The organism is Micromonospora sp. CPCC 205539 (genome assembly GCF_036906815.1).
In the GTDB taxonomy this organism is placed as follows: domain Bacteria; phylum Actinomycetota; class Actinomycetes; order Mycobacteriales; family Micromonosporaceae; genus Micromonospora.
Genome location: NZ_JBAKHW010000001.1, coordinates 234,865 through 249,806 on the forward strand (window position 1 = coordinate 234,865; position 14,942 = coordinate 249,806).

Sequence of the window (14,942 nt, forward strand, 5' to 3'; positions counted from 1 at the left end):
CGATGGCATGGTCAGCCCTCGAATCTCGTGGACACGGTGTCGCCGCCCGGGTCGCCGCCGATGTTGTGCGCGAGGACGATCGCGGGCAGCAGATGCCCGTACGCCGGAACGAGATCGGGGTCGACGGCGCGGATCTGGGCCAGCGCCGCGGTCTCGGCCACCACGTCGCTGATCGCGTCCCAGGTCCAGCGGCGACCCGGGTCGGGCGCGACGGCGAGCAGGATCGACTGGGGTGCGGTCGCGTCCGGGGTGTCCAGGTGGAACGCGATGGCCGTGTTCTCCTGAGGCGAGGGCACGACCTCGACCCAGGCGTCCACCAGCAGTGCCGCGGCGGCGCTGGTGCGCCAGGTCGCGTCCGTGCCGCTGACTACGACGGAGACGCAGCCGGCCGGGATCCGCGGCCCGCCCGGGTCGGGGGCGAGCGCCACCCAGCGCGTCGCGGCGCCGGCCGGCAACTGCACCACGTCCCAGCCACCCAGGTCGCCGCCGGTGACCTCGCTGCCGAGCAGGAGGTCCTGTAAACGGGCGGCGCCGGCCCGTACTGTCGCGACACCGTCGAGCCACCCGGCCACCTCGTCCGTGGTCACGCCGGACGGTGCGGCGGTGGTGGAGAGGCCCGGTGTGAAGAGCGGCAGCACCCGGAATCCCTCACCGAACAGGCTCTCCACGGCGGCGGGGCCGTCCCCGGTGGCGGTGGCCTTGGCCGACGCGTCGAGGCGCGCGGTGGCTTGGAGGTACGCGGCCCGGGAGCGTATGGCCAGGTCTGCGCGGTCCGCCTCGACGTCGGCGGAGGCCGGCGGCGCGGCGGCGTCCGAGATGCCGAAGCCACTGAGCCGATCGAGCACGTCGACGAGGTCGTCCGCCGGCATCGCCGGCAGTCGTACGGCGGTCGCGGCGGCGGCCACGTCGCGGTACGCCGGGAGGTCCAGCAGGTTGACCAGATCGCCGGTGTCCAGCCCGGGGAAGAGCGCGGCCACGGTGGCGCGCTGGTCGGCGTCGAGCGTGAAGTACGGGCGCAGGTCGTCCAGCGCCCCGGTGAGGCTCTTGCGGGCCGCGCTGGCCCGGGAGGCAAGCTCCAGAGCGTCCTGGCCGGGCTCTTGGGCGGCACCGGCGCGCAGGTCACCGGCGTGGGCCGCGCGAGCACCCATGACCAGGCTGCGGGCGCTCTCCGCGAGCGTGAGCAGCTCCGGCAGGCTCAGTCGGTCGGTGTCCCAGCTCTCGGCGCGCTCGGTGACCAGCGTGAGGTCCGTGGTGCCGAGCGTGGCCTGGGCGTGCCGCAGCAGCCGGCGGCCGAGGTTGGTCTGGGCCAGGCTGGCCACGCCCGGCGAGGACGCGGCGAGGATGTCCCACGGGGCGAGCCCGACGTCGGTGAGGCTGAACTGCTCGGGTTTGCCGCCGGCCGAGGCCACCCGGAAGAACACCCGCGCCGGGTCACCGAACGCCAGCGCGGCCCAGGCGTTGAGCCGAGGTTCCGCGACCGCGCGGGCGTGGCGGGCGCGCTGGGCAGGGGTGGCCGGCCATTTCGCCAGGGCGGACGCGGCCGGCTTGCCGTCGGGGTCCGGCGCGACCAGCAGGAGGCGGTGGGTGACTCCGATGCCCTGTCGGGGCGTACGCAGCACGTCGGGGTCGTCGGAGGCGGGCACCTCGCCCCGGGTGAGGGCGTCGAGCGTGCCGGCCGCTCGGATCGGGTTGCGCTGCAACAGTTGGTGCACACCCTCGGCGACTCCGATGTCGGCGATCGCGTCGGCCACGTCGGCGACCCGCTCGATGGCTGCGTCGATGGCCCGCTGGTCGGCGCTGCCGGCGGCGGGGAGCGCCTGCTGCTGGCCGGCCGGGGTCGCCCCCCACGGCAGACCCGTCCCCTCCCGCAACGCGAGCAGGGCCAGCCCGTCAGTGGTGACCATCGCGGCCACGGTGGACACGTCGACGCCCTCCGGTGCCGGGGTGAGCAGCCCCACGTCGAGCGGGACGAGCTGCCGGACGGCGGTCAGGTAGCGGGCCGCTCCGGCGTCGGAGAGCGCGCGTTCGAAGCGGTAGCCGAGCGCCGCGCCGAGCGACTGGCCCTGCCGGAGCGCACCGAGGACGTCCAGCGCGGCGCGTACCCGGCCGGACGACAGGTCGACGGCCAGTTCACCCCCGGGGTGGGTCAGGTGCCCCGAGCGGAGCACCGCGGCGGTGGCGGCATGCGTCATCGAGGGGGCGTGCACGTACCCGGTGGAGGGTGCTCCGGTCGCCGGCCGCAGGTCACGGACGAAGCCGTACCCGCCGGTGTGCGCTCCCGTCGGCTTGGCCGCGCGCAGTTGGGTGAGCCGCTGGGTGGCGACCGCCGTGATCCAGGCGTCGAGCCGGTGGGTGGCCAGGTCGAGGGCCCCGCCGGTGAGCCGGGCGAGTTCGCCGGCGGGGCGCTCGGCGAGCCGGCCCAGGGCGGCGAGCGCCTCGGCCAGCGGTTGCACCTGCGGTGGCGGGTTCTGACCCCGGGCCAGTTTGTGGAGCACCTCGGCCACCGGTGTCCCCTGGTACGTGGCCGTGGAGAGGTGCCGCCACGAGGTGAGCGTGCGGGTCACCGTCGGGTCGGGCGCGGTCAGGTCGACGAGGTCGACGAGCTCCGGTTCCGGCAGCGGCGGCGGGTCCGCCGACGGCACGGGCACCAGCGCGAACGCGGCGTCCGCGTACGCCTGCAGCAGGCTGTGCCGGACCAGCCGGGCCAGCAGCGGCTCGTCCGCGCCGATCCACTTGTCGTGCAGCTCGGCGGGGGTGGCGTCGCGCATCTCGCGCAGCCACGTCAGCGGCTGTTCCCGCTCCGGGCCGGCGGCGGTGCCGGTCAGGTCCTCCCCCGGCCGGGCCGGGTCGATCGGACTGGCCAGGTCGGTGTACCCGCCCCGGCCGAGCCGCACCGGGCGACCGGGGGTGATGCCGAGGTCGTCCAGGAGGGCCGCCACGACGGCAGCCGCCGAGCCGGTCGGCTGCCCCCGGCCGAGAACGCGGGCGGTGCCCTCCAGGACAGCAGCACCAACGAATGGCCGCGCCTCGACCGTCTGCGACACCGCGTCGGTGGCGAGCAGGTCGAGCAGCGTCCGGTCCGGGTCGCGGTCGCCGTCGTGCACGTGGGCGACCCCGGCAGCCGCCTCCCGCCACTGTTCGGTGAGCCGGCGCAGCAGGTTGACCTGCCGACCCGGGGTGCCGAGGCCGGTGGCGGGTTCGCGGAACGGGGTCCACGGCACCGCGACGAGCGCCGCGCTGCGCAGGCCGGCGGGTGGCTGGCCGAGGTTGGCGTACCAGCCGGCGGGCCAGGTGAACACGCCGTCGACCGGGCTGAACCCGACGGTGTAGCCGGCGACGACGGTGCCGTCCGGGAGGGTGCGGTACGCGGCCAGCAATGCCTCGGGCGCACCGTCGCCGTCGACGTCGGCGACGGTCAGCGTGGTCCCGACCGAGCCGATGCCGGCAGCGGAGGCGGGACCGACGGGGAAGGGTCCGGACCAGTCGGCGACCTGCCCGTCGGCGCCGAGGCCGCGACCGACGTGCCAACGGGCCAGGGGCGTGTCCGGCGCGGCGGCCTCCTCGGTGACCACGACCAGGTCGTGGCCGTCCTTGTGGGGCAGCAGCGCGGCCGAGGTGACGCGTTCGGTGGCGGTGATCCGTGCCGTGACGTCCACCAGCGCCGACCAGGTCTCCACCGTGGACCCTGCGAAGCCACTCCCGACCAGGACGGCGGTCTGGGGGCCCAGCCTCGGCCGGAGCGACTCGAACTGCAGCACGAACACCAGGTCGCTTCGGCCCACCGCGACGGCGAGCCCCTGCAGCCGGCGGCCGGGGAAGCCGCCGGGCACCGGGCCGACGCGGAGCGCGGTGGGAGCGGTGGGTCCGGCGTCGTCGAGGCCGGTCCGCAGGCAGGTGAGGCCGCCGGTGGCCGGGTCGGCGTCGCTGGCGTACGCGATCACGATGCCCGTCCGCTCGCCGGACGTGCTGGGGTCGGTGGCCGCCGCGACGAGCCGGGCCGACCGCGGGCTGGGCAGCGCGAAGACGCGGGGTTCGAGGAACGTCCAGCTCGCCCGGTCGGTCAGCCCTCCGAAGACCCGGAGCCGGGTGGTGGTGCCCTTCGTCACCGGTACGAGCTCGACGCTGACCAGCCCGGCGGTCTGCGCGGGACGCCAACGCTCCATCGAGGTCACCGGGAGCACGCCGTACGGCTGACGCCCCACCCGCAGGACGGGCAGCGGGCCGCCGGCCCGGACGCTGTCGATGATCCAGCGCCGCCAGGCCGGGCCCTCCTGGTCGAACTCGTCCAGCCGCAGCAGTTGGGTCAGGTAGTAGCCCCAGGTGCCGGGCCAGAGCAGGGTGGCCAGGTCGACTTCGCGCGCGGCCCGGCGCTGGTCGGCGCCGGGCAGGTCGCTGAGCGCGGCGATCGGCAGGCCGAACGCGGACGCGAGCCGGTCGGCGTCACCACCGTCGCCGGGGACCGGGCCGGCCCCCGGTGCGAAGGGGTCGACGTACGGCGCGGCGTCGTACACCGAACGGGCCTGCTCGTCGTTGTTGGTCGGCGCACCGTGGGCGACCAGGTCGAGGCCGTCGCCGACGCCGTACCGATGGGCCGTCAGGACGTCGGCGAGCCCGTCACCGGCGGGTTCGGTGGCTCGGACGCCGACGACGGTGAGCAGGTCGACCGGGTCCCGGTCGGGCAGATCGAGCACCAGTGCCATGCCGGCGTCGACCGCCTCGCCGAAGTCGGTCATCCAGCGCATGCCGTCGTCGACCAGCTCGGTGCCGGTGGCGGCCGGGTCCGGGCCGGCCGGGAGTGGGCGGCGGATGAGACCGCCGGTGGCGGTGGCGATGCGGACGCCGTCGCGCCACGCCTCGGCGCGCCAACAGTCCGGAAGCAGCTCGGCCCGAACGGCGCGGGTCCACCGCCCGGCGCGGGTCGGGTGGCCCGGAAAGAGGGGTTCCGGGTCGGTACGCGGGTTGACCGGGGTGAGCACCCGGGCGGTCCAGGCGGCCCGCTCCGGGCCCACGGTGGTGACCAGCAGGGTCCACGCCCGCCGCCGGTCCGGCTCGTCGGCGGTCCAACAGCCGCGCCAGTAGGCCCGGCCGGCCTCGGCCTCCGCGTCGGTCAGCTCGGGCTCGTGGGCGTCCAGGTGGACGTCATCCGGGTAGACGCGGATCCGCAGCCGGGTGGAGGCCGGGTCGGCGTCGTAGCGGGTCTCCAACCGCACCGGCAGCAACACCAGCGGTACGCCCGGGTCCAGGTCGCCGACCGTGGTGGCGAGCGCGGCCGCGCGCTGCATCTGCCGCAGGGCCGCGAGTTCGTCGTACGTGGTCACGGGGTGTCTTCCTCCGCAAGCAGGTCAGAGGCGTGGATGGCCACCCGGTACGGCTTCTGCTCACACCACTGGGCGAGGTCGGCGGAGGTGGCCTGGAGCCCCCAGCCGGGCAGGGCGAGATCGCTGAGCGGGCCGGCCAGGTCGACGTGGCCGGACGGGCTGACCGTGACGGCCGGCCAGGACAGGTCGGCCGGTCCCTGGCCGGGCACGCTCTCCGAGCGGGTCGCGTCGAGGCCGAAGCGGGTCTGCGCCCGGGGCTGCTGGAAGACGAAGAACCAACCGGGCCGGCCGGCGGTCGGGTCGGCGTCGCCGCGGACGTCGTCGGGCAGGTCGAAGCCGACGTACGCGACGTCGGGCGGGAGGATGCCGCCGAAGGCCGGGTACCGCTCGGGGTGGGCGGGATCGCCGACGGGCAGGGCGGCGGGCACGGCGACCGGGCGACGGCGGCCGTCGACCCACTCCGCCCGGACCGCGTAGATCTGGGTACGCGGGTACCGGCGCAGCAGCTCGCCCCGGACGACGAGCACCACCTGGGCCGGGTCGCCGGTCTGGTGCGTACCGAGCTCGCCGGTCCAGTGCTCGTCGATCGCGGGAATGTCGTCGCCCGCCCCGCCCAACGAGCCGTTGCGGTCCCAGAACCGGTGCAGGGGCGTACCACGCTGGTCGGTGGGGTAGCCGCGCCAGAGCAGCTCGCGCATCATCTCCTGGTTGGCGCCGATCATCAGCGCCTCGATGAAGCGCCGGTTGGCCGGGACGGCGCTGACCGCCTCGGCCGGCAGGTCGGCGATGCCAGGGAGCAGCAGGTCGGGCGAGAGCGCGATCAGGTCGCGGCTGAGCGGGGTGTCGATGCGCGGCGTCGCCAGGATCGGGGCGAGCGGGTCTGCCGGTGACCAGCCGGGTGGGCCGGCGACCCGGGCGCCGATCCGGGCCGGCACGGTGCGGTGTGGGTCGGTGGCGGCGAGGATCGCGGTCTTCGCGGTGGCCAGCGGGACCGGGCCACCGGCCGGTGACGGTGCGGTGCACGGTGGTTTGGTGCGGTGGACGGCGGCCAGCGCGGCGACGAGGTCCCGCCACTGCGTGGCGTTCGCTGGCGGCTGCGGCCTTCCGGCGTACTCCTGGAGGTCTTTCGGGGTGATCGTGCACCAGTCGGGGAAGCCGTCCGGGGTCTGCGCGTCGATCGTCACGATCCCGTCCGGTCGGCCGCGCGGCGGCACCACGGGGGTGCCCGCGTCGACGGCCGCCAGCAGGTCGGCGGCGGTCCGCCCGGTACGCCCGGTGAGTGGGCCACGCGGCCGCAGCGCCCTCCGGAAGGCGCCGGAGGTGAGCCGCCCCGGCACCCAGCTGACCGCGACCCGGTGGGCGAGTGTGGTGCCGGTCGCCGGCTCGCGCAGGCGCGTCAGCATCGGGCCGGCGAGCTGGACGAGCGCGGCGGGGCTGAGCGTGGCGAGCCGCGCGTGTACGGCCACGGCGGCGGCGCGGGCCAGTTGACCCTGGCGGAGCAGGGCGTTGGCCGTTTCGACCTCGCCGATCTGCGCCCAGGCGGCGGCCATCAGCGCCTCCTGGTGCTCCTGCACGATGCGGGTGCCCAGGGCGGCCGCCGCGCGGTAGCGCGGGTCCAGGTTGAGCCGCCGCAGCCAGGGCTTGGTCGTTGCCGCGAGGGTGCCGTCGGCGGCGTGCCGGCCGCCGTAGCTGGGTGGCGGCACCGGCAGCCCGGCCGCGAGCGCCGTGCCGTCGACGAGGGCGGTGAGCGGGCCGGTGAAGTCGGCGCCGGGCAGTGGGTCGGGGCACCTGCCGAGCGCGCCGGGGAAGCGCCAGTCGGTGAGGGCGGGCAGGCCGGCCTGGGCGTCCACGACAGCCAGCCGGCCGGCCTCGGTGTCGGCGCCGAGGCGTACCCGCCGCAGGCGCGTCGCGAGGGCCTCGAAATCGCCGTCATCGCCGGTGGTGAACGTCCAGGAGTGGTAGACGGGCAGATCGACCGGCCCGGCGACGGCGGTGTCCCAGGCCGGCCGGATGGTGTCACCGTCGGGCAGCGGCAGCCCGAGCCCACTGAGCCGCCCCGGCTCGAAGGCGGGCACCACGGCGGCGACGTACGCGGTGCGCGACGCCAGCAGGCGCGGGCACATCAGCCGCGCGATGCCGGTCGTCCGCGCCGATTCGGCAAGCCCGGCCACGCTCGGCACCTCGGCGTGCGCCCACGCGTACGACTGGGCGAGGTCGGGTAGCTCGGTGCTGGCGTCGGTGACATGCAGCACCGGCAGCCGGTCCGCGGCACCGGGCGTCAGCGGGTTCGCCTCGGCCGGCACGACCACCAGGACGAGAAACGGGCGCAGCCGGTCCTGGTTGGGGGCGGCGGGGGTGAACATCCAGGGCAGGTCGGCGCTGGGCAGCTCGGCCACACAGAAGTAGTTCGGTTCCACCTCGATCGCGCCGTCGGTCGGCTGCACGGCGGTGATTAGGCCGGGGTCGATGCCGGTGACGTCGCCCGGGCCCATCAGCCGAATGTCGACCGACCGGCTGTCGCCGGTGGCCGCGGCGGCCGTCACCGGGAACGTCGTGTGGGCGGGCAGCGCCCCGGACAGGGGGTCCGGGTTGGTCACGGTGGCGACCAGTCCGGCGCGGACCCAGGGCAGGTACGTCGGACGGCTCATGCGGTGGCCACCTCGTGTGCGCCCACGACCTGCCGCCCGGACCGGCCCGCCTGCGCCTCGGCCGCCTCGATCCACGATGGATGCTCGCCACCGTCGGCCGCGAGCGTGGCAGTGTCGGCCACCCGGAACGCCTGCGGCGTGAGTCGGACCGCCAGGTCGGGACCGCGGTAGCCGGGCGCGCCCCGCACCTGCGCCGCGACCAGTAGTGGCTCGACCGAGGCGGGCACCCGGTAGCCGTCCGCGGGCCGGGACAGCTCGTCGTCGATCACCCGGGTCTCGTAGTCGGCCTCGGCGCCCTCGCGGGCGGCGCCGAAGGTGACCCCGCCGCCGCCGATACCGGCGTTGCCGCTCTGGAGGCGCTCGAACGAGGGACGGGAGAGCTTCTCGTCGTCGGTGAGGGTGAAGAGGTCTCCCGGCGCCCAGGCGTCCCGGATCGCCTCGCCGCTGCTGGCCGGAGTGCCACCCACGCGAAAACCGAGCATGAACTCGCGTGGCCCGCCGTCGATCGGCGCGCCACCGAACCGCTCGATCCGGACGCCGAGCGGGACCGCCCGCTGCCGTACGGTCAGCTCACCGCGCGGGTGGGCGAGCAGCTCCTCGGTGCCGACGTCGCGCAGTGCGACACCGAGCACGTCGCGGGGCGGCTGCGCGCTCCACGCCTCGATGCGGGCCACCTCGGCCAGGAGCGCGGCGAGCGGGTCGATCGCCGCCAGCGCGGCCGCCACCACCTCGCCGCCCACGGTCACGTCGAACGGGATGCGGTGCGTGCCGAGGAAGTGCACCTCGGCGTACCCGACCGCGCGCATCGGCTCCGGCCCGTGGAGGCTGAGCAGGACGTCGGCGCCGATGAACGGGACACCGTTGCGGGTGATGACGATGCCGCCAGAGATGTCCACGATGAACTCGAAGGGCACGATCGTGACCAGCGCGTCGAAGCCGAAGTACGCGTCCGCGCCGAACAGACCCAGCGCCCCGGCGTCGAGTTCGGCGTGCACGCTGAGCCGGGCACCGAGCTGGACCGTGTTCGACGTCAGCGCGAGGTAGGTCTCCAGGCGGACGCTCGGATTCTCCCCCGACGCGAGCGCGATGGTGAGCCGCCGCAGGTCCGGCAGGCCGGGTGGGCGCTCGAAGCGAGGGTTGAGGCCACCCACCGAGACGACGAACGCGGGCGTCGCGCCCCAGCCGACGCGCACCGCCATGTCACCGCTGATGTCGAAGACGGCCAGTCGGGAGTCGTGCAGGCTGGCGTCGATCGACAGCTCGCCACGACCGAGGTCGATGATGCCGACGATGTCGAGGTTGAGCTCGACGACGGCGGCGTCGGCGGTCGGCAGCACGACACCGACCCGGCCGATCAGGGCGATCCGCAGCGGCAGCGGCACCTCGATGATCACGCCGAGGTCGACGGTGACCAGGCGGGGACTACCCCAGCCGATCCGCGCCATCAGCCCGATCACGAAGCGCCCCGGCGCGACCGGGAAGACCGCCTCCACGTCGCTGATCACCTTGGTCGCGCGGGCCACCGGGTCGACCGGGAAGAGGATCGAGTCGAGGACGCCGGTACGCGCGCCGTCGCGCAGGGCCTGCACGTTCATCGTGCGGTTGAGGCCGAGCAGGCCGCCCAGCCCGGAGAGGTTGAAGCCGAAGCCGAGCTGGATCGGGGGGAACGTGGCGGTGATGATGACCAGCAGACTGAAGCCCGGGGACCCGTCGGGGAGCTTGGTGGTGACCAGCCCGATCGCGGTGACCGTGACGATGTCACCGATCTTGAGCTGGAGGATGCCCGCGTAGCGACCGTTGTCCGGGTCGTTGAGCACGTACCCCCCGCCGACCACCACCGACGCGTCGATGACCATGCCGGCGCCGCGTGGCGGTACGAAGCGGGGGCTGATGTCGAACGGGCCGACGTTGCCACCGCCGGGCGGAAGCGCCACCTGGGCGCCGAGGCCCATCCGCTCGACGCTGGCCGCGATCGGGCCGAGCTTCAGCCCCGCGGTGGCCGCGACGGTGAGGCCGAAACCGGCGTCGTCGGCGGCCAGCCGCAGGTGTAGGAGGTCGATGGTCAGCACCCCGAGCAGGCTGACATGCAGCGGAAATTCGGCCTCCAGGCTGGCCGCGCCGCTGAAGTAGAGCCCGCGCCGGGTGGACCACCCGATGCCCAGATCGAAGTCGAAGCCGAGCCCGTCGGCCGGCAACACCTTGCCGAGGAACCCGTCCCCCTCTCCGGGCGCCAGGCGGAAGCGGGCGTTCTGGACACCTGCGCGCAGGTCGAGGTCGAGACCGGGGTCGTCGCGGCGGCCGAAGCGCGCCTCGACGCCCGCGGTCACACCACCGATGGTGAGCCCCAGCGTGTCGGCGCCCAGCACGATGGCGGGGGTTCCGGCGGCGTCCGCGACGGTGGTGACGTCGAGCCGGACGTGCACACCGTCGGTGCTCTCCGCGTGGACGACCGGCGGGCCGCCCTGGGCGAAGAAGACGCTGCCGATGCCGGCCGTCACGCGCAGCTCCAGCCGCGAGCCGGGCAGCGGGACCGTGACCTCCACTCCGCCACCCGGTTCGACGGACAGGCCCGGACCGGCGTCCCCGGCCGGGCTCACGGCGCCCGAGGGCACCAGTTCCAGGAGCAACGAGACCCACGGCCGGACGTCCTGGTCGTCGCCGCCGATCGGCAGCGGCACCAGCATCGCCGCGCGGCGCAGCACCGGGTCCCCGGCCGCCGCGGGTACCGCGTCCGACCCGAGGCTGGCGGTGCCCCCGGCGGCGACGACCAGCTCCCGGATCGGCGTGAAGAGGGTCCGCAGCAGGAGTTCCGCGGCCTCGACCGAGGCCAGCTCGATGATGCCCAAGCGGGTGCGGAGATGGCCGACCGGGTCGCTGAGCAGCGCCGCGAACGCCTCCGGGGCCAGCACCGGCCGCTCCACCGCCGCCCGCTGCAGCAACGGGTCGGGGCCGGCGGTCGCCACGGCCGTCGCGACCCGCCGGTCGATGATCCCGAGCAGGGCCAGGGCTCCGTACGTCGGCGCCGACCGGGTGGCGATCCAGGTCAGGACCAGGTGCTGCAGGACGTCGGCGGCGAGTTCGCCGATCACCTCGGCCGACGCGGCCGGGTCGCCAGCGGCCTGACCGAGCGCGGTCGCGAAGTCGGCCACCGCGACGACCGTCTCGCCGAGCGACGCCAGGCTCTCGACGAGGGCGGGCAGGTCGTCGAAGGACAGGCCCGCGCCGAGGCTCTCCACGGTGTCGAGCAGCGCCTGCACGGCCGCGGCGACGTCGTCCAGGTCGATGGTGTGGGCGGTCCAGCCGATGTCAGCCAGGAACCAGCCGAACGCCGCGTCGTCGCGGGTCGCCTCGGCGAGCGGAGCGACGATCTCCAGCAGGGTGTCGACGATGCCGTCGAGGGCGTTGCTCTCGGTCACGGGGTCACCGTCGGCAGCTTGAACACGGTCGGCCGCTCCGCGGCGGTCGGTACGGTCAGCGGCGCGACGTGCTCGGTGTACGCGGCCGGCGCGGTGTCGGTGTTGATGTTCTGCGCTGGGACGTACCAGTGCAGCCGGTGGACGACCTGCAGGTTGCCCTGCGTCATCCGGAGCCGGATCTGGCCGATATTGGGCTCGCCCACCACGGTCACCGCCAGGTCCTGCATGTACTGCCGGCTGATCTGCGGCACGCTCGATCCCTGGGTCACCCCGAGGTCAGTCAGGCGCTGCGCGGTGGTCCGGGTGTCGCTGAGGTACGTGGTGCGGTAGGCCCAGTCGTCCGGCCGCCCCAGGGCGACGATCTGCGTGACCTCGTTGGTGGCGGCATCGGTGAACCACGGGCCGGCCGGGATCACCGGCGGGGTGGTGAGCCGGTCCTCGACGATGAGCCGGAAGTAGATGTCGCGCAGCACCCGGTCGCGGGGGTTCGCCTCGGTCATCGCCCGCAGGCCGGCCCTCAGCTTGGCACCTCCGTCGGTGGTGATCGGCGTACTGAACCCGAGCCAGCCGCGGTTGACCATCGTGAGGTAGCCAGCGGTCTGGATCGCGCGAGTCAGCTCGTCCGCGTTCTTGGCGGCGCTCGCGCACAACTGCACCAGACGGGACGGGGTCTGCGGGGCGGCACCGAAGTACGCGGTGTGGTTCGTGTACCCGTAGTGCACGTCGCCGGAGAGCAGCACCACTCGCCCGAACGCCCCGAGCCGCCGCAGGAACGACTCGAACAGCGGCCGGTGGACGCTCCACGCCTCGCTGTCCGCCTCGCGGACACCGTCGGCGGAGGTGACCATCGGTTGCAGCGCCTCCTCCACGAGCGGGTGGCCGACGACCGGCGCGGGCGCGATGACGAAGACCAGCGTGGACGGGTCGGTCGGCTTGTTCGCGGTCAACTGGCGGGCCATCTCGGCCTCGGTCAGCAGCCCTACCTTGTTGGGCCCGCCGGTGGTGAAGTCCCGGTGCGTACGGGTGTCGAGCCCGATGACCCGGTGCTGGGGGCCGTCCAGCGTCCAGTCCCACTGCACCCGCTGGCTGGCGGTGGACGGGCCGGTCGGGGCGATGTCGAGCAGGACGTCCGCCGCCGCCGGTGCGATCGCCAGTGGGGTGCGGAGCTGCCCGGGGGGCACGGTGATCAGGTCGAGCAGCGCCTTGCCGACTCCGGCCTCGAAGCGGGTCGGCAGGTTGCCCCAGGCCTGGAAGAGCGCCTGCGCGAGTAGGCCGTTGCGGACGACCTGGTGCGTGCCGGGGTCGGTGCGGGAGTCCTGCACCCACCCGCCGTCGATGTTCCAGTCGTCACTGATCTCGTGATCGTCGAACATCATCATGGTCGGCACGTTGGCCAGTACACGGCGCACCCGCCGCACGGTCCTGGCGAAGGAGAGCACCTCGCCCCGGTCGGCGAGCGCGCGGGTCCGCGCCACGTCGTCGGCCTTGGTCCAGTCCGGGCTCTGCCTGGTGGGATAGATCGTCGCGGGGTCGAGTTGGTCGAGCCGCGGCACGCCGCCGCCGTCCCGCGCCCACAGCTCGTCCGACCAGACCAGCACGTACATGGCGCAGAACTCGGCGAAGTACACGAGGTGGTTCTCCATCGCCGAGCTGGAGAGCTTCGTGTTCGCCTTGAGGTAGCGGCGGCGGGACGGGCCCGGCCGTACCGTCGGGTCGGTCATCACGGCGTTGCCGGCGAACCGCTCCTTGACCGTCTCGCCCAGCAGCAGCCCACCGACGTCGATGAGCACGGGCAGCAGGGTGACCGCCACGTCGTCGGCGTAGATCTGGTCGCCGGTCAGCAGCAACTGGTGCGGACGGCGGCGAGCGTCCTCGACGGTGTTGGCGATGGCCTGGTTGCCGTGCGCGGCGTTGATGAGACTGTCGACGATGGCCATAGCGTCCGGGCCACCACCGTGCGGCTTGCGGCAGGAGGCGTGCACGAGGTGCAGATACTGCAGACCGGTGGGGAGCGAGAAGCTGGGCAGCGCGCCGTCCCGGTAGCCGAGCGGCCGCGGCCCGGTGAGCAACCCAGGCTGGTCTGCGAGGGTCTTCGCCGGACCGGCCGGAAGCGTGGGTGTCATCCGCACGTCGTAGGCGTAGACCACGTCGGGGGTCAACGGGCTCGCGTCGGGCAGGACGACCGTCGCCACGCAGGCGTGCAGCAGGGCGCCGACCGTGCGGGTCGCGGTGGCCGGGCTCGCGGCGACCTGCTGACCACCGCTGCTCAGCAGGATCTCGATCGTGCATGGCGCCGAGGTGACGACGAAGACGCTGACCCGGGTCGGCGTGACGCGCCGCAGCATCGGCCCGCAGATGAGCAGCGGCCATTCCGCTAAGGGTCGGAAGAGGCTCACGGCCCGACGTCACCACCCGTCCACTCGGATTCCCGTTCCCGGCACGCAGGATCGTGGCAGGAGCGCTCACCGAAAGATCGGGAGTTGTCGCCTATCGGACGTCAGCTCTGCCGGTGGACGAACGGCACGGCCTGGTCCGCGCTAGGCGGGGGGTGCGCTGGGGTCGGGGAAGGTCTCGCGCAGCGCCGGGTCCAGTGGTCGGCCGGTCGTCGGCTCGACGAACAACTCCGCGAGCATGAGGTCGGCGAGGTAGCTCGGGTTGACGCCGGACTCCTTGCGACCGAGGGCCTGGAATGCGCCGCCACCTCGTAGGGCGGCCTTCGCCACACCGGCCGGGAGCCGACCGACCCGGCGGCGTCGGCCGACCGCCTCGGCGATGCGCGCCATCATCTCGGTCCACGTCAGGTTCTCGTCGGCGATCGGGATGTCCTCGCCGCGGGCCTGCTCGAGAGCGTCGACCGCGGTCTCGGCCACGCTGCGCGCCGAGACCGCGGCGGTCCCGCCGGTGGGGACGACCAGAGGGGTACGAGAGCGCGCCCACCGATCCAGCGGCCCGGCCCAGTTCGGCAGCCGGTCGCCGGCCCGGCCGAAGACGAAGGGCAGCTCGATCACGGCAACCGGCAGATCCGGACCGGCCGCCGCACGGCCCTCCTGGGCCTGCTCGATGCGGCATCGGATGTACGTGTGGCGCTCCGCGAGCCGCCACTGCGGGTGCAGCCGATCGAAGTAGGTGTAGTACGAGCCCATGATGACCCCGCGGGTGAGGCCCTCCGCGCGGGCGGCGGTGAACAGGCGCACCACCGGATCGACGATGTCGTGGCGGAACACCGGATAGATCGGCTTGGGCAGCGGCCGCTGCTCGTCGTTGCGGGTGGCGTACACGACGCCGTCATGGCCGGCGAGCAGCGGCCGCAGCTCGTCGATCGACGCGGACTCGAGATCGACCAGGTGGTCGACACCCGGATTCGCGGTGCGCGCCACCGAGGTCACGTCGTGGCCCCGTTCGCGCAACACCTGCCCGACATGGGCACCGATCAGGCCGCTTCCACCCACCACGAGGATTCGCACACCAGATCGTCCACTGCGGACCCACCCAGTTGTCAAGCCGGTGTTGCACCGCGAGACGGTCCCGGGGCGACATCCCGTGAGGGGCAACGTCGATTC

The 14,942-nt window shown here is 74.2% G+C and carries 5 protein-coding genes; all 5 read right to left on the bottom strand.

Annotation, left to right across the window (positions count from 1 at the left end):
* Positions 1-11 precede the first annotated feature (11 nt).
* Positions 12-5,318, bottom strand: coding sequence for a hypothetical protein (locus tag V6V47_RS01025; protein ID WP_334625991.1), 5,307 nt, complete (start codon positions 5,316-5,318; stop codon positions 12-14).
* Complete coding sequence (locus V6V47_RS01030) at positions 5,315-7,966, bottom strand: hypothetical protein (RefSeq protein WP_334625992.1); 2,652 nt, start codon at positions 7,964-7,966, stop codon at positions 5,315-5,317. The genes V6V47_RS01025 and V6V47_RS01030 overlap by 4 nt, the downstream gene beginning before the upstream one ends.
* Positions 7,963-11,382 (bottom strand): DUF6603 domain-containing protein, encoded by a 3,420-nt coding sequence (locus tag V6V47_RS01035; RefSeq protein ID WP_334625993.1) that lies wholly within the window; start codon positions 11,380-11,382, stop codon positions 7,963-7,965. The genes V6V47_RS01030 and V6V47_RS01035 overlap by 4 nt, the downstream gene beginning before the upstream one ends.
* On the bottom strand, positions 11,379-13,778 hold the full coding sequence (locus V6V47_RS01040; protein WP_334625994.1) for a DUF7800 domain-containing protein: 2,400 nt from the start codon (positions 13,776-13,778) through the stop codon (positions 11,379-11,381). Before V6V47_RS01040 ends, V6V47_RS01035 begins: the two co-directional genes overlap by 4 nt.
* 141 nt (positions 13,779-13,919) lie before the next feature.
* The gene (locus tag V6V47_RS01045) at positions 13,920-14,846 is read right to left on the bottom strand and encodes an NAD(P)H-binding protein (protein WP_334625995.1); all 927 of its coding nucleotides are present in this window, start codon (positions 14,844-14,846) and stop codon (positions 13,920-13,922) included.
* Positions 14,847-14,942 lie beyond the last annotated feature (96 nt).

Excerpts from the sequence above, each read along its gene's own strand:
- V6V47_RS01030 (WP_334625992.1), bottom strand. The coding sequence starts at position 7,966 with ATGAGCCGTCCGACGTACCTGCCCTGGGTCCGCGCCGGACTGGTCGCC.